The following is a 20,942-nucleotide window of genomic DNA, read 5'->3' on the forward strand; positions in this document are numbered from 1 at the left end:
AGCCCCCGGTGTCCGTTGCGCTCGGCTCCCTCGCCTCACCGCGGCCGCGGCCGGTCAGCCGGCCGCGCAACGATGAGGTGCGGGTACGCGCGGCGGGCGCCGGCTCCTGCGCCGAACGCGCGGCGGGCGCCGGGGCGGTGGCGGGCGCGGACGGAGGCTCCGAGGACGGGGCCGACGGCTCCGTCGCCGCAGGTGTGCCCGGGGCCGGCGGCTGTGCTGCCGGAGATGTGCTCGGTGCGGGCCGCCCCGGCACCGGAGACGTGCCCCGCGCCGACAGCCCTGGCGCCGGAGACGTGCCCGGGGCCGACGGCTCCGGGGCCGGAGACGTGCTCGGTGCGGGCGGCTCCGGTGTCGTGGGCGAGGGCGTGTTCGAGGTCGGTGTGGAGTCGGACCAGCCCAGGTACGCGCCGCAGTTGCCGCAGAAGTCGTCCGTGGGGTCGTTGGACGCCCCGCAGGCGGGACACGCGCGCATGACGTCACCTCCCTTCGTCGGCGGGCGGGGCGGGCAGGACCTCCACCCGGAAGGCCGTGTGCACCGGGCACATCGCCCGGACGATCTCGCGGACCCTGACCACGTCCACCCGCACCTCGCGGGCCGGCCACACCCGGACCAGGAACTCGGCGCCCGGCTCCGGAGGCAGCTCGGCACCCGCGGTGCTCGACCACGTCGCGCCGCCGTCACCGGTCACCTCCGCGTGCACGCCCAGCGCGAGGTGCAGGGCCTCGACCAGGCCACGCCTGGTGCCGCGCCACCGGTGCAGTTCCACCGCGCGGAGGACCGCCTCGCGGCGCAGTTCCACGGGCCACTTCGGGTCGTCCGCGACGCCCACCCACGACGCCAGCCAGGCCAGGAAGTCGGTCGGGGTCACCCGGGGGTCGAGGTAGGCGGGCAGGTTGTCGAGGGTCGCGAACACCGGGGCGAGGACGGTGTCGAGACCGGCGGTGAAGCGTTGCGCGAAGTCGTCGTCGGCGTACAGGGCGGGCAGCTGCTCGCCGATCGGGTACCTGCTCGGCAGGCCGGGCACGGCGGCGCGGCTCATCCCCGCGCCTCCGGATCGACGGCCGTGACGACCACCTGGTGCTGGTAGGAGAAGACCAGCGCGCCCGGGGCCACGTCGATACGGTCCGACGGGGCACCGCGCCGGCCGGTGATCGGGTCGGCGGGGAACAGCCGGATCTCCTCCACCAGCGCGTTGCCGGTGGCGCGCTGCAGGACGCCGAAGACGTCGCCGTACTGCACCGGCCGCCCGAACGGCCAACCGGTGCCGTCCGGACCGCCGTTCAGCGGGTTGAGGTGCCGGAACAGCGCGTCGAGCGCCGCGTCGCGCACCCGGTCGGTGTCGCCCGGCGCCGCCGCGAGCCGGGCCACCACGGTGACGCCCTGGTACACCGGCGGCTCCACCACGAGGCGGGTGCCGATCAGGCGCCGCTCGTCGAGGCTCGTGGTGATCGCTTCGAGCACCTGGTCCGAGGGGATCAGCTGCTCGAAGCGGAGCCGGTCGTCGCCCTCGTCGGCCACCGCGTCCGGCACCACCAGAACCCGTACCGTGCCCGGACCGTCCGCGGCGGGCAGACAGCGGACCCGGCGTACCGAGGGCGCGGCCTGGCGGCTGATGATCTCGTAGTCCTCGGCGGTCACCGCGCGCTCCTGCATCCGCAGCACCTCCGGCGCCCGCAACTTGGCGTTGGCGACGGTCTCCCCGGCGACGCCGCCCCGGGCCGCCTCCCGGTTGGTGACCCGGGCGACGTACGGGACGGAACTGCGCAGCACCGAGATCGCGCCGCGGGCGACGTTGCCCGCCGGACCGCCTCCGGTGCGGTAGCGGGCCACCCGTATCTGGGCGCCCTTGGGCGGTACGGCACCGCACTGCCGCAGCGTGCCGTCCGGTTCCCGCAGCGCCGGAGGGAAGGTGAACTCCCCGGTCGTGGCGTCCACACGGACGTGCGGGTCGGTGGGACCGGAGCGGCCGAAGTGCTCCACCGCCTCCCAGCGCTGCCACCCCTCGGCCGAGGACACCTCGACCACGGGGGGCTCGCCGTCGAGGAGTACCGGCGGGCGGCCGATCCGGAACGTCTGCCCCGAGACCCCTTCCGAGGTGCCGAGCGGCACATCGGTCACGGTCTCCGCGTGCTCGACGGACATGGTGCCGCCCACGGTGAACACCGCCGCCTCGCGCACCGTCGGGGACTCCGAGTAGAACGGCTGCCCCGGCTCCGCCTCGGTCACCCGGCAGCGCAGCCAGCCGGCCCGGATTCCGCCGATCACCGACGCCGTGTGCCCGGCCGGTACGTACACGACGACCTCGCCGGGCCGGTTCAGCCCGCCGGTGGTGTCGGTGCCGGTCTCGCACCGCTGCCAGCCGCCGCCGTCCCAGGCCTCCCACACGAGCGGGGGCTGGCGCGGGTCCACGCCGACGCCCTCCACGCGGCTGTCCAGGCGCACCGCGACGACACAGCGCGGCACCGCCGTCGGCAGGCCGAACAGCACCGCGTCGCCCGGCTCCGGTGCCGCCTGGAAGCAGGGGATGTCGTGGCCCTCGGTGAGCACGGCCGTCCGGTCGGTCTGCTGACCGGACCGGGATGCGGTCAGCAGGCGCATCAACTCGCTGGGGACGATGCGCAGTTCGTCCGTGGTCGTGAACACCACGGCCTCGTCGTTCTCGCCGCGCGCGGTGGTCACCTCGGTGCCCGCAGGCAGCGCGACCGTGTCGGGCTGCGGCGCCGAGAGCCAGAAGTCGACGTCGGCGTGGGCCGCGGTCGGCGGGAACAGCCGGATGTCCAACAGGTCGAGGAACGCGGAGTAGTTCTTGTCCGGAACCCGGTTCAGCCGGTACAGCAGCTGGTCCACGAGGTAGGCGAACGTCTCGATCAGGGTGACGCCCGGGTCGGAGACGTTGTGGTCGGTCCACTCCGGGGCGCGTTGCTGCACGTACCGCTTCGCCTCGTCGACGAGTTGCTGGAACCGCCGGTCGTCCAGGTTCGGGGAGGGCAGGGCCATCAGTGAGCGCCCGCTTCCTCGGCCCCCTCCTCGGAGGGGATCGTGTAGAAGGGAAAGACCAGGTTGCGCCGGTCGTTGGTGGAACGCACCGTGTAGTGCACGTCGATGTAGAGGGTGCCGTCCTCGACCGCGTCGAAGGCGACCACCACGTCGTCCACCGCGATCCGCGGCTCCCACCGCTCCAGGGCCTCGCGCACCTGCTGCGCGATGCGTCCGGCGGTGGCGCCGTCACCGGGGGCGAAGACGTAGTCGTGGATGCCGCAGCCGAACTCGGGGCGCATGGGGCGCTCGCCGGGCGCGGTGCCGAGCACCAGGCGGATCGCCTCCTCGATCTCCCGCTCCCGTTCGACCATGGCGATCCCGCCGGTCGGCCCGACCCGCAGCGGGAACGCCCAGCCACGGCCGATGAACCGCTCGCTCATCACACACCGCCGATCAGGACGTTCGGGGCGCCGGTCACGATCATGGCGCCGCACGCCGTCTGATCGCGTGCCTTGGCTGCGGGCAACCCGCCGATCAGGACGGTGCCGGCCGCGAGCCCGGCCGGGTTGGGCACGACCACGTTGGCCGGTCCCAGGGCGGCGTGCGGTGGCATCGGGCAGGCGTGCAGGCTGCCCACGACGGCGGCGGGTCGGCCGCCGATCAGCACTGTCGCCACCGCCGTGGCGGCGCCGGGCGGCGGGGTGGCGATCACCCCGCCGTGGTTGGTGGGGTCGCCGGTACGGGCTGCGGCGGGCATGCGGCGCTCCTTTCGAAATCCCGGGGGACGGGGGTCAGTTGATCCGGATGAGCTTGGCCTTGAGGACGCCCAGGAGACCGCCGTCGACGGTGACGTCCGACTTGCCGTTGACGCCCACCGAACGGCCGTCGATCTGCACCTTGTTCGTCCCGGTGATGTCCACCTGCCGGCCCTTCACGGTCACGTTGCCCTGCTTCGCGTCCAGCGTGATGCCGCTCCCATCGAGCACGACGGAGGTGACGGGTCTGGCCTTCCCGGCGTACACCGTCAGCTCGATCCGGTTCTGCCGGTCGTCGAGGAACACTTCGAGGCGCTCGTCGCCGGTCATCAGCCGCACCCCGGAGCGTCCCGGGGCCCGCGCGTCCAGCAGCTCCACCCGGTGCCCCGAACGCGACACGATGGAACGGCGGTTGACCTTTCCGCTGGTCTTGTCGATCAGTGGCACGTCGTGCTTCGACGGCTTGTCGACCCCGTTGTAGAGCCCTCCGATGACGTACGGGCTGTCCAGCAGGCCTTGTTCGAAGCCCACCAGGACCTCGTCGTTGACCTCCGGGCTCACCACGCCACCGCCGCCCTTGCCGCCCCACTGCACGGTGCGCACCCAGTCGGTGACGTAGGTGTCGTCCAGCCAGGGGAACTTGAGTTTCACCGCGCCGCGCTCGGAGCCGCCCGGTTCACGTACGTCCGTCACCACGCCGATCGCCAGTCCCGGCATGCGCGGGCCGCGGGACGGCGCGTTGGCGCCGGTCACCAGGCCGGTGAGCGAGCGGTCCGGGCTGGCGCTGACCCACACCGTGGTCCGGTACCCGCCCTGCGGTTCGAGGACGTGCTGCACCGCCGTCGCCGTGTACTTGCCGGAGAACGCCTGCCCGACGTTGCCGAGCGCCACGGGTTTGCCCGCCCGCAGCCTGGGGTTGCCCTCGGCCACCACTTCCAGCTCGCCGAAGCCCGCACTGACCTGGGCGGCCACCGCGTCGGCGACCGCGGTCGTCTCGGCCTGGGTGCGGTACGGGGTGTCGGTGACGGTCAGCTTCGACGACTTGCCGAGCCGGGCGGCGGACGCCGGGCTCAGGCCGGGTACCACCGTGTCACTGTTCACCGACGGCTGCCGGGACACCAGCGGCCGCTTCGTGGTGACGTCCCAGCCGCGCACCTCCACCTGCTGCGCGCCGTCCGCGGCCGACAGCGAGGCCCGCAGCGCCAGCAGGTTCCGCCCGTACTCCAGCACCATCGGGTTCCGGGTGGCCGAGGTCGACGGCGCGGGCGCGCCGGAGGCCTTCTCCGGCTTGGTGAACTGGAGCAGACCCTTGTCGTCGACGCGCACCCGCGCGCCGCTCTCGGCCGCCAGGAACTGCAGGAAGTCCCAGTCGGACACGTTCGCCTGCGAGAGCTGCTGGTACGTGACGGGCGCGGCCTGCACGGTTCCGCAGGCCAGCCCGGCCCCGGCGGCCACCTTGCGGACGATCGCCGCCGCCGTCATGTTCCGGTACGCCACCACCTTCCGGCCGCGCTGCAGGCGGTGCGCCTTGGAATAGGCGCGCACCACCGTGAACGAGCCCGTGCGGTCCCGGTCCACCTCCAGGGCCGTCACCTCGCCGTCGAAGAGCCGCTCGCGTGCCTGTCCGCTCACGGTCACGACCGACACCCTCAGCGGGGTGCCGATGGTGATGCCGGTCGCCGTCAGGAACTCGTGGTCGGGGTCGCGGAAGGTGAGCACCGCCGCGTCCGGCAGGCCCACGTTCTCGTCCACCACGCAACTGACCAGCTGGGCGGCCCAGATCGGCGGAAGTTCGCCGGGTGCCTCCACGATCGGGTCCGCCGCGAACGACCGGCCGCCCTGTTCCCCGGATGTGCTCACCGCTCCTCCTCACCGCCCGCGTCCCGCAGCGCCGGCACCACCAGTTCGGTGCCGGGTACGAGCGCCATCGGGTCGTCGATCTCGTTCGCCTCCGCTATGGCCCGCCAGGCCGTCGCGTCGCCGTACTCCCGCCAGGCCAGCAGGGCCAGGCTGTCGCCCGCCACGACGGTGTGCGTACTGCGGGCGGTGCGCGCGCCGGACGTCGGGTTCTGGCCCGGCGGGTCGACGCTCGCCTCCTCGATCGACAGCGCGCAGGTGGCCCGCAGCGGCTTGCCGTCCACGTCGAAGAGCGTGTACGTCACCGACAGGCTGGAGAGCACCCCGTCGAACGAGGTCGTCCGCGCGGTGCCCCACTCGAACCGCACCCACGGACTGGCCGGCTTCTTGCGGCCCAGGCTGGCCGGAGTCGGCACGCACGCCTTCATCAGCTTCTCCACCGCCAGTTCCACGGAGTTGTCGTGGGTGGCGGTGGCGTCCAGGAACACCTCGAGGCTCAGCTCGCGCGGGCCGCTGCCGACGAACTCGGGCAGCGCCGACTGCCCCGCCATCCGGGACGGGGAGCGCCGCCACTCGGTGGTCTTGCGCAGCTCCAGGGTGGAGGGGTTGAACTGGAGGTTCAGCTGCGCGATCGTCCCGCCGGGCTTCGCGCCGACGGAGGCCGGGGGCTCCTTCAGCGTCAGCTGGGCCCTGGCCCGACTGGAGCGGGACGCTGGGGACATGCCGGGACTTCCTTTCCGGGACGAAGGGCGAAAACCGAGGAGCGGGGCGGTGGTCGAGGGTGGGTCAGGAAGGGCGAAGCCCCTCGTGGGCGATCTCCAGGGTCTCCACCGCGGCCTGCGAGCTGTTGGGGTCGAAGGAGGGGCCCTGCCAGCGCACCGGGACGATCCCGAACACCTGCCAGCTGATGATCCGGCTCAGGTCCGGCCTCAGCGCCACGATCTCGCCGTCCTTGGGCTCCACCCGCCTCAGCGTCTCGTCGAGCCAGCGGGCGATCTTCGCCGTGTCGGCGGTGACCGGCCGGGTGAGCGTGATGTTCGACCAGGTCACGCGGCCGGGGAGCTGCCAGGTGAAGTCGTTGTTGCCGCCCTCCGCGTAGCTCTCCATCTCGACCTCGGCGCCCATGCCGGAGCAGGTGTGGAAGGCGCCCAGGTCGTTGCCGCCGATCGCGAGCCGGAAGAACACGCTCGTCGCGAAGATGTTGTCCGTCATTCGTCCGTCATCCGTCCGATCCGTTCCGTGCCCTCAGCGGCGTCCGTCGTAGGGGCGGCCCGTGCGTTCCCGGCCGCGCCGCAGTTCGGTGCGCAGCAGCCGGGCCATCGGGTCCAGCAGGCGGCGCGCCAGGTCGTCCAGGTCGAGGCCGGGGTCCTGCGGTGCCTCGGTGCGGTGGGGCGTGCGCTTGCCCGAGGCGGAGGACGCAGTGGACGTCGAGGACGTGGTGGACGTGCCGGACGGCTGCTGCCTGCCGCGCGCCGGCGACGCCTTGCCCGGTACGCCCTTGGGCACGGTCTTCCCGGCGCCGGAGACCTCGCGCTGGACCGGGGGTGCCGCCGGGCCGGTCCCGCCGCCGCCCGCCGTCGATCGGGGGCCCGGCGCGACGTTCCTCGGCCGGACCACGGGAACGGTCCCGTCCGGTGCCGGTGCCGACGTGGCCGACGGGCGGTCCGTGAGCGGCGGCGCCAGCGGGGCGCTCACCGGCAGCGGGCGCCCCGGTACCGCGGCGGCCCGGGCGAACGCCCCGGAGGTCTCCGGCCCCGGCGGTGCAGGGCGTACGACCGGGACGCGCTGGACGTTCCCCGGGGAACCGGTGCCTCGTACCCCCGAGTTCTCCGGTCCGTACGCGGTCACGGCCCGCTGTACCTGAGGCGTCGCCGGGGAACCGGTGCTTCGTGCCCCCGAGTTGTCCGGTCCGTACGCGGTCACGGCCCGCTGTACCTGCGGCGTTGCCGGGGCGCCTGCGGACGGGCTCGGGTTCCGGGACGGCCGCGCGGACGCCCCGGTGGGCGGCGCGGGCTCGCCCTGCGGGGCGGCCGCCGCGCCCGGCCAGCGCGCGGCCACCACGGGACGGCCGCCGGTGCGCGAGGCAGCGGGCTGTGCCACCCCCTCCGGAGCGCGGGTGTTCACGGTGAGCGGGCGCGCGTGGAGCAACTGGAGTGTGCGGGGTGCCGCAGGGACGGCGTGCGCTCCGGAGCCGGTCGCGGTGAGCACGCGCGGGTCGGCCGCGCCGCGGGGCCGGTCGCCCGCGGTGCCGAGGGAGCGGGGTGCCGTCGGTGCGGACGGCGGGGCGGCGGCAGGGGTCCGGCTGCGCTCGGTGCGCTCGGTGTGTTCGGTGCGTTCGGTGCCTGCTTCGGCCAGGGCCCGGGCCACGACGACCGGGCCCGGGGCGCCGGGGGCCTGGGGCCGTTGCCCGCTCGGGCCCGGCCCACCGGGGGTCCCATCGGAGCGTGACGCATTCCCTCCCGGGCCTGCCGGGCCCGCCGCGCTTTCCGGCGCTGCGACCGGAGACGGCGTCACCAGCGGTGTGGCCGGCCCGTCTCCATGGCCCGTGGAGCCCGGTGACGTGGTGCCCGCGGTGGTGGGCCGGCCCGCGAGGCTGCGCTGGACGTCGACGGCCCCCAGCAGCGGCGCGTCCGCTCCGCCCTCATCCCGCCGGAGGGGCGCGGCCTCGCCGGGCGTCCGGTCGCGACCCGTCGCGAACGGTGCCGGAGCGGCTCCGGCACCCCGGTCCTGGTGGGCCGGGGCGCGCTGGATGTCCGGGCCGGCCGTACGAGCGGCGCGGGAGCCGGACGCGGCTGAACCGGGCAGGTCGGCGCTCGCCGGCAACGCGGGCAGCGGCGCGCCCAGGCCGCCTCGCACACGTGCGCCGCTCCGGCCCGGGCCGTGGGTCCGGCGTGACTTGTCGGTGCCGTCCGGGGTGCCGGGGGCCGCCCCCTTCCCGCCGCCGTCGGCCGGGCGCGGGGCGCCAAGCCTCGTCCCGCTCACACCGCCGTCGGCCGGGCGCGGGGCGCCATGCCCAGTCCCGCTCGCACCGCCGTCAGCCGACCGCGAGGCACCAAGCCTCGTCCCGCTCGCACCACCATCGGCCGGGCGCGGGGCGCCATGCCCAGTCCCGCTCGCACCGCCGTCGGCCGACCGCGAGACGCCAACTCCGCCTGCCGCTGTGCCTTCGGCGTGCCGCTGGACGACGGGAAGCGCCCGACCGGACCCGGATCCGGCGCCGGGCGGGGACTGCGGGGCGGGGGCTGCCTGCGTCGGCGCGACGGCCGTGGCGGGCAGCTCGCTCAGGGGGGCGCCGAGAGGTGCGCGGCTCCCCGTGCGGGTGGCGGCACGTTGTTCGGGGGCGGTCGAGGGCACCGCCGTACCGGCCGGTTCGGTCGTGGCGGGGGCGGGACCGCGTGCCTCAGGGGCGGTGCCGCCTGCGGTCGCCGGGGTGGCGGCGGGCCGCAGGGCGGGGATGCGGCGCGCGGGTCCGGCCGGGCGCCGGGCGACGGTCAGCCGAGCCCCGACCGGTCGGAGTCGGACGGCAGGGTGGGACGCCTCGGGGCCGGAGGCGCGGGATGCCTGCGGCTGTCCGCCTCCCCGGGCGGACTGTGACCCTGTCGTGCCCGTCGCGCCGGGCCGGGCGACGGGGCCGGAGGGCGTACGGCCTCCTGAACCTGCCGTCGGCCGGGATGCGTTTGCCGAGTCCCGCTCGGGCGCGCCGGCCCGTGTCGCCGGGGCGGACCCTTCGGACGCGGAGCGGGCCATGCCCCCGCCGGCTGCCGTGCCCGGGAGCACCGCCACACGTCGTACCAGCGGAATCTCCCGAGCGGCCGGCGGCCTGCCGGTGTCGGTGGGAGTCACGACCGGGGCCGTGCCCGGCGCCGTGGCGCGTTGGACCGGGGGAGGTGACGAGGAGAGCACGGCCGGGGAATCGCCGGGCGTGAGGCCACGGGTCCGCGGAGCGCCGCTCGAACGCCCCTTCCTCGCCATGCTGTTGCCGCCGGCGGTGGGCCGTACGGCGGAGGCGGAGGGCGTCGGGCCGGACGGGACCGGACCGGACGGCGCTGAACCGGACAGCGCTGAACCGGACGGTTCCGAGACGGACGGCGCGGGACCTGACGCCCGCTCCCCCGTACGCGCCCGGCGCCGGACCGGCGGTGTCCGGCCGTCCGGCGTCCGGGCCGTGCCGTCCGGGGTCCTGGCATCCGGAGCCCCCTCGCCCTGCGGCCCCTCCGCCCCTTCAGGGCGCAGCGCCCGGAGCAGCAGCGGCCCCCCGCCGGTGTGGGTGGGCCGGGCGGCGGCCGGCCGCGCAACACCCCGCACGAGGCCGGTCGGGGCGGTGGGCTGCAGGGCGTGCCCGAGGCCGTTGTCGAACGACGGGTTCTGCCAGGCGGCGAGGCCCGCGCGGAAGGCGAGGCCGTCACTGACGCCGAGCGGACCGCGGGAGAGGGTCAGTTCGGGCGCGGCGGTACGGCGCCAGCCGCCGTCCCAGTCGTGCGGCACGGCGGGAACCGGCGCGGCGGAACCCGAGCCGCCGGGCGCGCTCGGGACCGGGCCCTCGCCGGACGGACCGGCCGTCGGGGCGCCGGTGCGCCCCGCACGCCGCGGACGCTCCGCGGTGTCCGGTCCTCCGGCGGCCCGGCGGCGCAGCCTGTCCCGCCATGCCATGTGCTCAACCGCCTTCGTTCATGCGGGTGTTGATGCGGGCGATCTCGGCCACCCACTGCCGGCGCTCGCCGTGGGTCAGGTCGAGGATCTCCTTGCGTTGCCAGTGGAAGTGGTAGGCGATGTACGCGATCTCCTCCCGGAGCCGGGGAAGGGCGTACGTCACGATTCCCCCAGGCGCCCACCCGAGAGGTCGACCTCGAAGCCGCCGTCGCAGTGCGGGCAGGTCACCGCCGCACGGGTGTGGCCCTCGCTGTTGACGCGGCGGTAGAAGTCCTGGAGGAAGGCGACGTCGGTGGCGTACATCCGTTCCACGATCCCGGCGTGCACGTCGGTGATGTTCCCGAGCCTGGTGATCACCTGGCTCAGCAGCACGACGCTCAGGTAGGCCGGGTTCTCCTTGACCCGCAGATCGATCTGGGGCCGCAGCTCGTCCCGGGCCGTGGCCAGGCGCATCGTGCCGTGGCGATGCACCGTGCCCGCCTCGTCGACGTACCCGCGCGGCAGCTCGAACTCGAACTCGGTGCGCAGCCCGTGGTCCTCCCGGGGCGCCGGGGCGGCGGCCGGGGCGGCCACCGCCTGTTCCGGCGCCGCGGCGGGTGCCGTCGCCTGGAGGATCTCCTCCAGGTTGCCCGCCGTGACCGTACGACGCCTCATTCGACGACGATCTCCTCGAACACGATCGTGACGGACTCGGTGGCCGGAGACGACTCGCCCGCCTTCAGGGACGGGCCCTCCCACCTGGAGGCCCAGCCCTGCATCAGTTGGATGCGGCGGACCGTGCTGCCCTCGGAGTCCTTGATCTCGATGGTGAGGTTCTGCCGCGCGGAGTTCACGGCGCCCTTGTTCAGCGTCTCCTTGATCCACTTGGTGAACTCGCTGCTCTTGTCGAGTCCCCGGGTGATCGTGATCTCGCCGGCCTGCCGGGCGCCGGGCTGCTTGCGGATGATCTGCTTGCCGTCCGAGCTGACCTGCTTGACCTCGACGACCTCCTCCTCGACGGTCAGTCCGCTGATCTCCTGGATCGATTCGACCAGGTAGCCGCCGAGCTGCACGCCGAAGACGTGGGTGGAAAGAGCATCGCCCGTTGCCATGACTGTCTGTCACCTTTTCCTTGCGGACCCGCGGGTCACTCGTCGATGAGGCTGGTGCTGTCGGAGAACTGGGCCAGCCGGAACACCACGAACTCGGCAGGCTTGACCGGCGCGACGCCGATCTCACAGATGACCCGGCCCTGGTCGATGGATTCCTGCGGGTTGTTGTCGCGGTCGCACTTCACGTAGAAGGCCTCTTCGGCGGTACGGCCGAACAGCGCGCCCTGGCGCCACTCCTCGCTGAGGAACGCCGTGACGTTGCGCCGGATGCTCGACCACAGCCGGTCGTCGTTCGGCTCGAAGACGACCCACTGGGTGCCCAGGAGGATCGATTCCTCCAGGTAGTTGAAGAGACGGCGCACGTTCAGGTAGCGCCAGGCCGGGTCGGAGGAGAGGGTGCGTGCACCCCAGATCCGGATGCCCCGGCCGGGGAAGGCCCGAATGCAGTTCACGCCGATCGGGTTCAGCAGGTCCTGCTCGCCCTTGCTGAGCCGGAGTTCCAGGTCCACCGCGCCACGGATCACTTCGTTGGCGGGCGCCTTGTGCACGCCGCGCTCGACGTCGCTGCGCGCCCACACACCGGCGACGTGACCGCTCGGCGGAACGACGGTGTTGCGTCCCGCGGCCGGGTCGAAGACCCGCACCCACGGGTAGTAGAGGGTGGCGTACCGGGAGTCGTAGCCCGCCTCGTCGTTGCGCCAGGCGCGCACCTGCTGGGCGGAGAGCCCGGGCGGGGCGTCCAGGACGGCGACCCGGTCGCCCATCTGCTCGCAGTGCGAGATCACGGCGAGCTGCACGGTGCGCACGCCCTCGGCGTCGATGTCGCCGCGCTGGTAGGCGCTCATCAGGTCCGGCACCGCGACCATGGTGATCTCGTCGATGGTCTCCAGGCCGCCGAACCCGGTGCGGGCCCCGGCGTCACCGACGTACTCGGCCGGGTCGAGGCGGGACACCGCGCCGGAGCCGGGCACGGCCGGCGCGGCCGGGGCGTCGGCCAGCGCCACGGTCTGGTTGGCGGGCCTGCTCTGGGTGGCACCGCGCTGCTCGGTGACCTCGATCAGCTTGGAGGCCCGGGCCTGGCTGACCAGGTACCCCTTGACGTTCTTGCGGGCGGAGGCCTCGTACGTCTCCGCCACCTGGTCGCCCTGGCGGACCAGGATCTTGAAGCGGTCCTCCGGCGGGTTCTCGCCGTCCGCGTCGGCGACCTCCACCGACACCCCGGAGACACCCGGCCTGGCCGCGAGCAGGAAACCGCCGAGCTCCGCCGGCTCCACGGCCTTGGTGTCCTGGCGCTTGGCGCCCTGGGCCGCCGGCGCGGAGGCGTCCTCGGCGGATCCGCCGATCCGCACGATGTACGCGGCGCCGCCGCCGTTGGCGAAGTAGCCGTAAACCGCGTGCGGCAGGTAGGCGCCCTCGGTGAAGCCACCGAACAGCTGGGTGTACTGGTCCCATCCGGTGACCAGCGTCGGCGCGTGGAACGGGCCGTTCTCGGCGAAGCCCACGAACGCGGCGACGGCGGTGCCGACCCCTTCGATCGGGCGGGCACCGGACTGCACCTCCTCCACGTACACGCCCGGGGTGAGGTACGTCGGCATGCTCGCTCCTTCGCGTCCTTACGGGTCAGTCACCTGTGTCCAGGCCGAGTCTGGGCGGCGGCCGAACGGGACGACAGGGACCCACGGACCTGGGCAAGGGCAAGGCCGCTGCCCTTTGCGGACGCCTGCGCGGACCGCCCGGGCGTCGCCCGGTGTTGCCCTCACGCTGCCCGCACGGACCTGGACTCGACGGCTGCCCGCGCGGTCCACTGGGCGGCCCAGGGGTGCGCCGACGAGGAGGCAACAGGTGCAGACAGGCAAGCCGCGCACCGAGCGGACCGAGACCCGGCAGCCGACGCGGCACCAGGCCGCCGCCCGACGGGAGACGTCCGGGGGCGGTGCCGCCGCGCCGCCTCCGCTCACCGCCGACGTGCTCCGGGCGGCACAGAGCGGGGCGGGCAACGCCGCGGTGACCGGCATGATCGCCCGCCGTGCGCGCACCACGGACGCCACGGACGCCCCGGAGCAGTCCGACACCGGAGTGCACGAGGACCCTCGCTCGGAGCATCAGCACGGCGCGGAACACGGCCGGGAAGCCGCGGCGCAGCCACACGCCGCCGACGCGGTGAACTCCGTGGTGCGGTCCACCGGCAGCCGACTGCCCGCCTCGCTGCAGCGGGAGATGGAAGCCCGCTTCTCGGGCGAGGACTTCTCCGACGTCGCGGTCCACACCGGCACCGCTGCCCGGCGTTCCGCCGAGGCGGTCGGGGCCGAGGCGTACACCACCGGCGCCCGTCACATCGTGTTCCGCGGCGCGATCGACAAGAAGACCCTCGCGCACGAACTGGAGCACGTCCGCCAGCAGCGTGCGGGGGCTGTGGCCGGTACCGACGACGGCAGCGGCCTGAGAATCAGCGACCCTTCCGACCGGTTCGAAAGGTCGGCCGAGCGCAAGGCCGAGCAGGTGATGCGGGACGGAACGGACTCCCGGCGGTCGGTCGCGGACCACACCGCCGACGCCGCACACCAGGCGACCGGGGCGTCGGCCGGGGTGCAGCGCATGCCCAAGAAGAAGCCGACGAAGAAGTCCGGGCAGGACAACCCTCCCGCAGCGGCGCCCGCTGCCTCGAAGACCACTTTTGAGGAAATAATGGAGTACTTCGAGGGGTGCAGCGAAGAGTTCAAGGCGAAGAAGCAGAACGAGAAGGAGTTCATCCTCGAACAGATCGGAATCGTGCCCGACAGCGATCTTTACACGCTCGACGACGTGAAAAGCGACGACTCGATGCTGAGCAACCTCCTCGAGGAGATCGAGATTGCGAAGCACGCATCCGGGTTCGCGGGTCCGGGCGGTGGCAGCAGTGACTGGGCGGCGAGCGCGGTCACTTCGGCACATGCGGGGATGCGGGCGGACTATCCGTTCTGGGGCGACAAGACAACCCTCCATCACAAGATATCCCGTAGCGAGTTGGACGCTGTACTCGCCTCGGCCGAGAAGGACGGGGCGAACGCGAAACCGCTGTTCGAGTTCCTGGACGACATACGGACGGTACTCGGCTCGACCGCGGCGAACAAAAAAGCCCTGCACAACATGCCGGCCAACCTGGAAATGGGACCGGCGAGTGACACGAGGACGGGCGACCCGGGATCCGGAACCGACTTCAACTACACGTCTTCGGGCGCGATGACGCCACGGTCGAGCGATCTGAAGGAAGCACTGAGCTTGGCGAACGCGCCCACCGTCGACTGGGAGGCCGTCGCGGACAAGCTGAGGGAGGCGCAGCGCCTTCACGAAGAGAAGTACGGAGGCGCGATACTCTCCCCGCCCGCCCTCGAACGGTGGAAGCAAGTGGGCGCCAAGTGGAAGAAGGCCTCCGACTGAGGTCTTCCGTGTCGAGACCCGGGGGGAAAAACGGTTGCGTCGTCCGCGGGCCGCGCCGCCCGCGTCTCAGGCGTCGAAGACGTCCGCCAGGTAGGGCCCGAACTCGCCCTCCAGAACCAGCCGTCCCAGCTTGCGGTACTCCTGCGCGACCGCCGTCACCAGTTGCCGCATGGTGAGCGGGCTTCCGGACTCGGCCGCGAGGTAGGCCGCGGTCACCGCGCAGGCGCGGATGGAGCCGCCGGCGAGTTCGAAGCGGTCGGCGCAGAAGGCGAGGTCCAGGTCCTCGGCGCGGGGCAGCCGGTCGCCCAGGCAGCGCTCCCACAGGGCGAGGCGCTGGCCGGAGTCGGGCACCGGGAAGTCGGCGACCACGTCCAGCCGTCGGGTGAACGCCTCGTCGAGGTTGGCCCGCAGGTTGGTGGTCAGCACCGCGATCCCGTCGAAGGACTCCATGCGCTGCAGCAGGTACGCCGACTCGATGTTGGCGTGCCGGTCGTGCGCGTCCTTCACCTCCGAGCGCTTGCCGAAGATGGCGTCGGCCTCGTCGAAGAGCAGCACCGCGTTGACCGCCGACGCCTCGGTGAAGATCCGCTCCAGGTTCTTCTCGGTCTCCCCCACGTACTTGTCCACAACTGTGGACAGGTCGACCACGTACAGGTCCATGCCCAGCTCGGCGGCGACGACCTCGGCGGACATGGTCTTGCCGGTGCCCGACTCCCCTGCGAAGAGCGCGATCACGCCGCGTCCCCGGCCGCCGCCGGGCCGCATCCCCCACTGCCCGAGCACCTGCTCGCGGTGGCGGGCGCGCAGCGCGAGTTCGCGCAGCCGCCGGTGGGTGGCCGGCGGCAGCACCAGGTCGTCCCAGCCGACGCCCGGCTCCACCCGGCGGGCGAGCCGCTCGAGCCCCGCGCCGTTCTGGGCCCGTACGGCCGTGCGCAGGTCGTCGGGGCGGACCGGACGCCCCGCGAGGGCGGCCGTGCGCACCGCCACGTCGGCAGCGCGGTGCAACTGCCCGGAGTCCAGGCGGTGCGCGGCGACCGCCTCGGCGAGCGCTTCCACGTCACCGGTCGCGAGGTCGTCACCCGAGATGTTGTCGGCCGCCCCTTCGAGGGCGTGCCGCCAGCGCGCGGCCTGCCGTTCGGGCGAAGGCGCCGGCACGGTCAGGGCGACGGGGGTGTCGGCTGCCCACTCCGGGGCCCAGCCGACCGTGCCGTGTGTGATCAGGGGGATCCCCCGCAGCGTCGCGCACAACGCCCCCAGTGTGCCGGCCCGTTCGGCGGGTTCCCCGGGGAGCGCCTCCAGGGGGCCGAGGACGACTCCGGCGCCGGTGAGGCGGGCTTCGAGGGCGGCGATCCGGGCGAGTTCCGGTACGTCGGCCGAGCGCCGGGCGAGGGCCGCCGCGTCCAGGACGAGCGGTTGCAGCCCGGCCGCGCGCAGGGCGGCGACGGCGAGACCCGCCGCATCGCCGCCCCGGCTGCGCAGATGGACGAGGCCGACGCCGGTGCCGGCCGCGGCCGCCGTGCGGTGGACGTCGGCCGCCTCGGCGGTCGGGTCCACGCGGGCCTCGCCGAGCATCCCGGCGAGCCGGGCATCGGGCCGAGCACTGCCCAGCAGATGCCCGGTGACCCGATCGGAGACCGCCAACCCCCTTGACAGTGGCGGCCGTTCGGGCTCGGTGACCTCCACCAGACCCCCCGCGATCAGCGGGGCGCCCGGAGCGAGCCGGAACCGGGCGGACGCCGCCCCGGCGAGCCCGCACAGTTCCAGGGCGAGCCCGACGGTGGGGCGCCGTCGTGTCAGGTCGTCGTTGAGGTAGCCGTAGAGCCGCTCGAACCGTGCGTCGAGGTCGGGTGCCAGCGCGACCAGGAGCAGGTCCAGGTCGAGCGGGGACAGCCCGAACCGCCGGGCGAGGCCGTCGAGGACGGAACCGGCGGGCGACTGCCTCGGCTCGTGCGCGGGTACGTCGAGACCGCCCGGCTCGTCCAGGATGCGGGCCGCCGCCTCGGGGGTGAGGTACTGGCCCCGGTACGGGTCGTCGGGGTCGGGGTCGCCGGCCCGGCGGGCCGCCACCGCGTGCCGCACGCGCTCCTCGACCACGCGAAGCCGCGTCCACAGGTGGTCCACGTCGGCAAGGACGGCTTCGGCATCGGGGCGGACGTCCGTTCGGGCGGCCGTCGCAGGTTCGGCGGTGTGCTCCAAGTCGTCCGGGACGGCCTCGGCGCCGAGTCGGACAGCGCTTCGGGCAGCCACGTCGGCTTCGGTGCCGGAGGGGCCGGCCACCTCGGCCTCGCTTTCGGCTCGGGCGTCCGCGACGTCTTCGGCGGTGTGCGTCATGGCTGGCGGTCTCCCCTGCGGCGGCGTCGGGCGGGGGCGGGCGGCCGTTCACGCGGGCCGGTGAAGCCCTCCGGGCCAGGATCGTCGAGCTCCGTGTAGCGCAGCCGGCGCCCGGACGTCACGGCTTCGCCCTCGCGCCCGGCCGCGGAACGGACGACCAGGCCTTCGGTGACCGGTGGTGCGGCGGCCGTGGTCACACCGGCGAGCGGTGCCCGCACCCGAACCCCGAGGGAGGCCTTCATCTCCCCGCCGAGTGCCGACCACACGTCGGAGGCGGCCGGTGCGTCGAGCGCGGCCCCGGCGGTGTCCAGCCCCACGGTCAGGCCGAGTTCGGCGAGCGTGCCGGTGAGCAGCCGCGCGGGAAGCGTGTCGTGGGCCACCAGACGGGTGAGCACCTGCGAGAGCAGCCGGTGTTCGTCCTGCGGGCGGTTCGCCCACGCCGTGACCAGGTACGTCAGCTCGAACCAGCGCGGCGGGCTGCGCCGCGCCACGAGGTACCCGTCCTCGTCGTACACCTCTCCGGCGCCGCTGCCGCGCCGGGTGGCGTCCTCGCGGATGTGGTACAGGAAGACGCACACCGTCGGGGCGCTGCGGCGCGACGCCCAGTCCCGGGTGGGGGCGTCGAAGACCACGTCGACGCCCGATGCCTCCAGGCCCGACTCGCCGAGCAGGCGGCGCAGCCCCTCGTCGACCTCGTGGATCACCGGCGGGTCACCTCGTCGGGCGGCTGCACGCTGCCGCTGACCACCAGGAAGTCGGTGGTCACCGGTGAGAACCCGGGGCCCCTGGCGGTGATGATGCGCGGGCCCGTCTGGTCCTTGGCGAGGATGAGCAGCTGGCCGATGAACGTGCCGTCCGGCTTCGGAACGGTCGGCGCCGCCGCCGCGGTGATCCCCGGCTTCCAGGTGAACCGCACCGGCACGCCCGGCGGGAAGTCTTTGCCGCGCACCGAGGTGACGAACCCGGGCTTGCCGATGTCCGGGACCGCGACGATGCGCGGCTGCAGGATGCGCAGCCGCTGCCGTGCGGTGTTGTCGCTCTTGTCGGCGTCCGTCCCGGTGGTGGTGAGGACGCCGGTGACACGGCCGGTCAGCGCCTTGTCGGGGCTGAGCACGACGCGTACGACGGTGCTCGCGCCCGGCGTCAGGTCCGCCAGCGCGCACACCCAGGAGCGGTCGCAGCCCTCCGGCGGCCCGCTGTTCGGGATGCCCTCGGGCAGGCCGATGTGCAGCCGCAGACCGGTCGCCAGCGCGTTGCGGCCGTTGCGCACCGTGTACGTCACGACCACGCGCCCGCCGACGTAGCCGGGGTTCGGCTGGGCCGTGACGCGCACCCCGGGCCCGGCCTTGGGCTCCTGCGGCTTCGGCGGCACGGTGGGCGGCGGCGTCGGGGTCGGAGTGGGGGTCGGGGGCGGCGTGGCCTCGCGCACCGGCACCACGGTCCGGCCCGCGTTGTCGCTGGGCCGCGGATCCAGGACCGTGCCGGTGACCGACCAGTCGACGGGCGCGTCGCCGGCGGTGACCCCGGTGAGGGTGACGTCCACCGGAACGGTCGTGCCGGGCGGCACCACGCCGACGTCGCACTGGAGGGAGGCGGCGTCGCAGGTGCCCCCGGACCAGGTGATCCGGGTGACGCGCACGCCGGACGGCGGGGCGACGGTCAGCCGGGTGCCGGGGGAGGCGGCGGGGCCGTTGTTCACGACGTCGACGCGGACCGTGGTGGAGTCGCCGACGGTCACCTCCGGGACGGTGCCGGGCGCCTTGACAGCGAGGTCCACGGACTGCTGGACGCTGGGTTCCTTCTGCCGGCCCGGGAGCTCGGTCGTGAGCTTCGTGAGCTTGCCGGACGCGATGTCCAGGAGCTTGAGTTTCTCGGGGGTGTCGACCGGACGACCGGGGCGGGCGCTGATCACCAGCCCCTTGCCGTCGGCCGTCCAGGCGGCGTCCCGGGGCTGGAATGGGCCGGTGTTCTGCGGCAGTTCCCGGCCGCAGGCGCCGGGCAGGCCGCGGGCGGCGGTGGGCAGCAGCACCCGGCAGTCGTCGCCCGACAGCGACGTCAGGAGGATGCCGTTCCGCTCGTCGATCCGGCCGGCGCCGTTCTTGCGGTTGAAGGCGATGCCGAGACCGTCCGGGGAGAACGCCGGGCTGTCGTCGATGACCTCGCAGCTGCCCGGGCAGATCGTGGCGCTCAGGTCGCGCTGCCGGGACAGGCTGTGCACGGGCACGGTCCAGATGTGCTTGTTGCCGCCGCCCCCGTTGATCTCCATGTTGCGGGTGAAGGCCAGGGTGGTGCCGTCGGAGGACCAGGTGGGCTGGGCGTCCTGGCCCTGGAGCTGCCCGGCCGGCGGGGTGATCGCGCCGGTGATCGCGCCGGTGGCGACCTCCGCGATCAGGATGCGGCTGGGTCCGGCGGCGTCGCCGACACCGCCCGGCGAAGTCCGGGTGAAGGCGAGGTACTTGCCGTCCGGGGAGAACGTCGGGTCGGTGTCCCAGTCGTTCGCCCCGCGTCCCGCCAGCGGCAGGGGGGCCGCGTGGGAGCCGTCGGCGTCCGTCATCCAGATCCGCTCGATCCGCCGGCCGTCGGCGTCGTTCTCGAAGCGGGTGACGACGATCCGGCGGCCGTCGGGCGTGTAGTTCTGCCGCTCGGTCCACGGGTCGTACCCGGCCGCGGGCTGGAACAGCGGGTCCTTGGCGGGATCGGTGTTGGTGTCGGCCGCCGGGTCCTCGTCGAGGATCGTCAGCCCCAGGTCGCGGGGGTCGGCCCCGTCCATCCGGATGTCCTGCAGGGTCACCGCGTGCGGGGTGGCCGCCGAGGTGCGCTCCACGACCACACCGCCGCCGTTCAGCGGGCCGAGCCAGGTGGGCGAGAGGACCTCGCGGTTCTCGTTGAGCTCCAGCTTGGGGACCTGGTCGGCGTGGGCGGTCGCCCGGAACACGTGGTCCCAGTCGCCCTCGCACTCACAGGTGATTTCCGGGCTCAGGAACAGCACACCGTCCCCGTCGGGCAGCCACGCTGCCCCGTGGGCACGCCACTGTGCCCGCGCGCCCCCGAGGAGCGGCTCGTCACCGGTGCCGTCCGCGTTCGTCACCCGCAGCCGGGGCACGGACTGCCCGTCGACGGTGGTCGTGGCGGTGTACGCGATCCAGTTCCGGTTCTCGTCGTCGTTCACCGGGTTCCACGCCGGTTCGGTGGCCGTGCCGTTCGCCGGGTCGGTGACCCGGGTGACATTGCCACCGTTCAGGGGCCGGACGTAGATCTGCCGGCCGGCCGCCGGGTCGCCGTCGCTGGAGTACGCCAGGCGCTGCCCGTCCGGGGACACCGTCGGGCACTCCTCGTCGGCGGGCGTGTCGGTCAGCCGGGTCAGGCCGGTGCCGTCGGTGCGCACCAGCCACAGGTCGCGCTGCGTTTTGCCGCCCGGGCCGCCGGGCTGGGCCGAGTCGAACACCACGGCCCGGCCGTCCGGCGTCAGCCGGGGGTGTGCCGCGTCCATGCCCCTGGTGAGCCGGCGTACCGAACCGTCGGCGGACCGCAGGTAGATCTGCGGCTTCTTCTCGTCGCGACGGCTGGCGAAGACCATCTGGTCGCCGAGGGCGGACGGCTGGACGTCGTTGTGGGCCGGGCCGGCGCCGAACAGCGGTGTGCTGGAGGTGGTGGTGGCGACCCGGCCGAGACTGCGGTGCCGGGTACCGGCGTACGCGACCCGGGTGGCCGCGGCGTCGGCCGGCCTCGCCCGGGGTTCGGCGCTGCCCGGCCCGGCGGCCGCGGCGACCCCGAGCAGCGGGACGAGCAGCAGCAATGCCGAGCCGAGTCTCCCCAGGCGGTACCGCCCGCCGGAGCCAGCGGTTTCCATCGCGGTCCCCT

17 protein-coding genes are annotated in these 20,942 nt (G+C 74.0%); 1 reads left to right on the forward strand and 16 read right to left on the reverse strand.

All coding sequences use genetic code 11. The features are described 5' to 3' along the window. Window positions 1-35 precede the first annotated feature (35 nt). The 13 genes from ACIF83_RS16590 to ACIF83_RS16650 all read right to left on the reverse strand — a co-directional run bounded on the left by ACIF83_RS16590 (window position 36) and on the right by ACIF83_RS16650 (window position 12,928). Window positions 36-464 (reverse strand): hypothetical protein, encoded by a 429-nt coding sequence (locus ACIF83_RS16590; RefSeq protein WP_399727419.1) that lies wholly within the window; start codon window positions 462-464, stop codon window positions 36-38. 12 nt (window positions 465-476) lie between these two features. Continuing rightward, complete coding sequence (locus tag ACIF83_RS16595; protein ID WP_399727422.1) at window positions 477-1,040, reverse strand: phage tail protein; 564 nt, start codon at window positions 1,038-1,040, stop codon at window positions 477-479. Further along, window positions 1,037-2,998 carry a putative baseplate assembly protein gene (locus ACIF83_RS16600; protein ID WP_399727425.1) on the reverse strand — a complete coding sequence of 654 codons (1,962 nt, stop codon included), beginning with the start codon at window positions 2,996-2,998 and terminating at the stop codon, window positions 1,037-1,039. Before ACIF83_RS16600 ends, ACIF83_RS16595 begins: the two co-directional genes overlap by 4 nt. Beyond that, window positions 2,998-3,420: a GPW/gp25 family protein gene (locus tag ACIF83_RS16605; RefSeq protein ID WP_097254132.1), complete on the reverse strand. Its 423-nt coding sequence runs from the start codon at window positions 3,418-3,420 to the stop codon at window positions 2,998-3,000. The genes ACIF83_RS16600 and ACIF83_RS16605 overlap by 1 nt, the downstream gene beginning before the upstream one ends. Continuing rightward, window positions 3,420-3,737 (reverse strand): PAAR domain-containing protein, encoded by a 318-nt coding sequence (locus ACIF83_RS16610; protein WP_393471770.1) that lies wholly within the window; start codon window positions 3,735-3,737, stop codon window positions 3,420-3,422. The genes ACIF83_RS16605 and ACIF83_RS16610 overlap by 1 nt, the downstream gene beginning before the upstream one ends. Window positions 3,738-3,771: 34 nt before the next feature. Next, the gene (locus ACIF83_RS16615) at window positions 3,772-5,595 is read right to left on the reverse strand and encodes a VgrG-related protein (RefSeq protein WP_399727429.1); all 1,824 of its coding nucleotides are present in this window, start codon (window positions 5,593-5,595) and stop codon (window positions 3,772-3,774) included. Continuing rightward, window positions 5,592-6,314 (reverse strand): LysM peptidoglycan-binding domain-containing protein, encoded by a 723-nt coding sequence (locus ACIF83_RS16620; protein WP_393471776.1) that lies wholly within the window; start codon window positions 6,312-6,314, stop codon window positions 5,592-5,594. The genes ACIF83_RS16615 and ACIF83_RS16620 overlap by 4 nt, the downstream gene beginning before the upstream one ends. A 64-nt stretch (window positions 6,315-6,378) precedes the next feature. Continuing rightward, window positions 6,379-6,804: a phage tail protein gene (locus ACIF83_RS16625; RefSeq protein ID WP_393471779.1), complete on the reverse strand. Its 426-nt coding sequence runs from the start codon at window positions 6,802-6,804 to the stop codon at window positions 6,379-6,381. Window positions 6,805-6,837: 33 nt separating this feature from the next. After that, on the reverse strand, window positions 6,838-10,242 hold the full coding sequence (locus ACIF83_RS16630) for a hypothetical protein (RefSeq protein WP_399727432.1): 3,405 nt from the start codon (window positions 10,240-10,242) through the stop codon (window positions 6,838-6,840). Window positions 10,243-10,246: 4 nt separating this feature from the next. After that, complete coding sequence (locus ACIF83_RS16635; RefSeq protein ID WP_399727435.1) at window positions 10,247-10,405, reverse strand: DUF6760 family protein; 159 nt, start codon at window positions 10,403-10,405, stop codon at window positions 10,247-10,249. After that, window positions 10,402-10,896 carry a hypothetical protein gene (locus ACIF83_RS16640; protein WP_393471785.1) on the reverse strand — a complete coding sequence of 165 codons (495 nt, stop codon included), beginning with the start codon at window positions 10,894-10,896 and terminating at the stop codon, window positions 10,402-10,404. The genes ACIF83_RS16635 and ACIF83_RS16640 overlap by 4 nt, the downstream gene beginning before the upstream one ends. After that, entirely contained in the window at window positions 10,893-11,333 is a 441-nt protein-coding gene (locus ACIF83_RS16645; protein ID WP_393471788.1) for a phage tail protein, read from the reverse strand. The genes ACIF83_RS16640 and ACIF83_RS16645 overlap by 4 nt, the downstream gene beginning before the upstream one ends. Window positions 11,334-11,368: 35 nt before the next feature. After that, on the reverse strand, window positions 11,369-12,928 hold the full coding sequence (locus ACIF83_RS16650; RefSeq protein ID WP_393471791.1) for a phage tail sheath family protein: 1,560 nt from the start codon (window positions 12,926-12,928) through the stop codon (window positions 11,369-11,371). Window positions 12,929-13,175: 247 nt separating this feature from the next. Here ACIF83_RS16650 and ACIF83_RS16655 point away from each other — a divergent pair, with 247 nt between their 5' ends. After that, entirely contained in the window at window positions 13,176-14,750 is a 1,575-nt protein-coding gene (locus ACIF83_RS16655; RefSeq protein WP_399727440.1) for a DUF4157 domain-containing protein, read from the forward strand. A 66-nt stretch (window positions 14,751-14,816) separates the two neighbouring features. Here ACIF83_RS16655 and ACIF83_RS16660 read toward each other — a convergent pair whose 3' ends face one another. The 3 genes from ACIF83_RS16660 to ACIF83_RS16670 are packed head-to-tail and all read right to left on the reverse strand — an operon-like array spanning window position 14,817 to window position 20,931. Beyond that, complete coding sequence (locus ACIF83_RS16660; RefSeq protein WP_399727443.1) at window positions 14,817-17,081, reverse strand: AAA family ATPase; 2,265 nt, start codon at window positions 17,079-17,081, stop codon at window positions 14,817-14,819. Beyond that, window positions 17,078-17,785 carry a DUF4255 domain-containing protein gene (locus tag ACIF83_RS16665; RefSeq protein ID WP_393471799.1) on the reverse strand — a complete coding sequence of 236 codons (708 nt, stop codon included), beginning with the start codon at window positions 17,783-17,785 and terminating at the stop codon, window positions 17,078-17,080. Before ACIF83_RS16665 ends, ACIF83_RS16660 begins: the two co-directional genes overlap by 4 nt. Then, window positions 17,782-20,931: a hypothetical protein gene (locus ACIF83_RS16670; protein ID WP_399727447.1), complete on the reverse strand. Its 3,150-nt coding sequence runs from the start codon at window positions 20,929-20,931 to the stop codon at window positions 17,782-17,784. Before ACIF83_RS16670 ends, ACIF83_RS16665 begins: the two co-directional genes overlap by 4 nt. Window positions 20,932-20,942: the final 11 nt, after the last annotated feature.

The sequence above is a fragment of the Streptomyces sp. NPDC085866 genome, from assembly GCF_044541035.1.
Lineage (GTDB): Bacteria > Actinomycetota > Actinomycetes > Streptomycetales > Streptomycetaceae > Streptomyces.

Coding starts and splice junctions, on each gene's coding strand:
- ACIF83_RS16595 (WP_399727422.1), bottom strand. CDS start 1,040: ATGAGCCGCGCCGCCGTGCCCGGCCTGCCGAGCAGGTACCCGATCGGC.
- ACIF83_RS16600 (WP_399727425.1), bottom strand. CDS start 2,998: ATGGCCCTGCCCTCCCCGAACCTGGACGACCGGCGGTTCCAGCAACTC.
- ACIF83_RS16605 (WP_097254132.1), bottom strand. CDS start 3,420: ATGAGCGAGCGGTTCATCGGCCGTGGCTGGGCGTTCCCGCTGCGGGTC.
- ACIF83_RS16610 (WP_393471770.1), bottom strand. CDS start 3,737: ATGCCCGCCGCAGCCCGTACCGGCGACCCCACCAACCACGGCGGGGTG.
- ACIF83_RS16620 (WP_393471776.1), bottom strand. CDS start 6,314: ATGTCCCCAGCGTCCCGCTCCAGTCGGGCCAGGGCCCAGCTGACGCTG.
- ACIF83_RS16625 (WP_393471779.1), bottom strand. CDS start 6,804: ATGACGGACAACATCTTCGCGACGAGCGTGTTCTTCCGGCTCGCGATC.
- ACIF83_RS16630 (WP_399727432.1), bottom strand. CDS start 10,242: ATGGCATGGCGGGACAGGCTGCGCCGCCGGGCCGCCGGAGGACCGGAC.
- ACIF83_RS16640 (WP_393471785.1), bottom strand. CDS start 10,896: ATGAGGCGTCGTACGGTCACGGCGGGCAACCTGGAGGAGATCCTCCAG.
- ACIF83_RS16645 (WP_393471788.1), bottom strand. CDS start 11,333: ATGGCAACGGGCGATGCTCTTTCCACCCACGTCTTCGGCGTGCAGCTC.
- ACIF83_RS16650 (WP_393471791.1), bottom strand. CDS start 12,928: ATGCCGACGTACCTCACCCCGGGCGTGTACGTGGAGGAGGTGCAGTCC.
- ACIF83_RS16660 (WP_399727443.1), bottom strand. CDS start 17,081: ATGACGCACACCGCCGAAGACGTCGCGGACGCCCGAGCCGAAAGCGAG.
- ACIF83_RS16670 (WP_399727447.1), bottom strand. CDS start 20,931: ATGGAAACCGCTGGCTCCGGCGGGCGGTACCGCCTGGGGAGACTCGGC.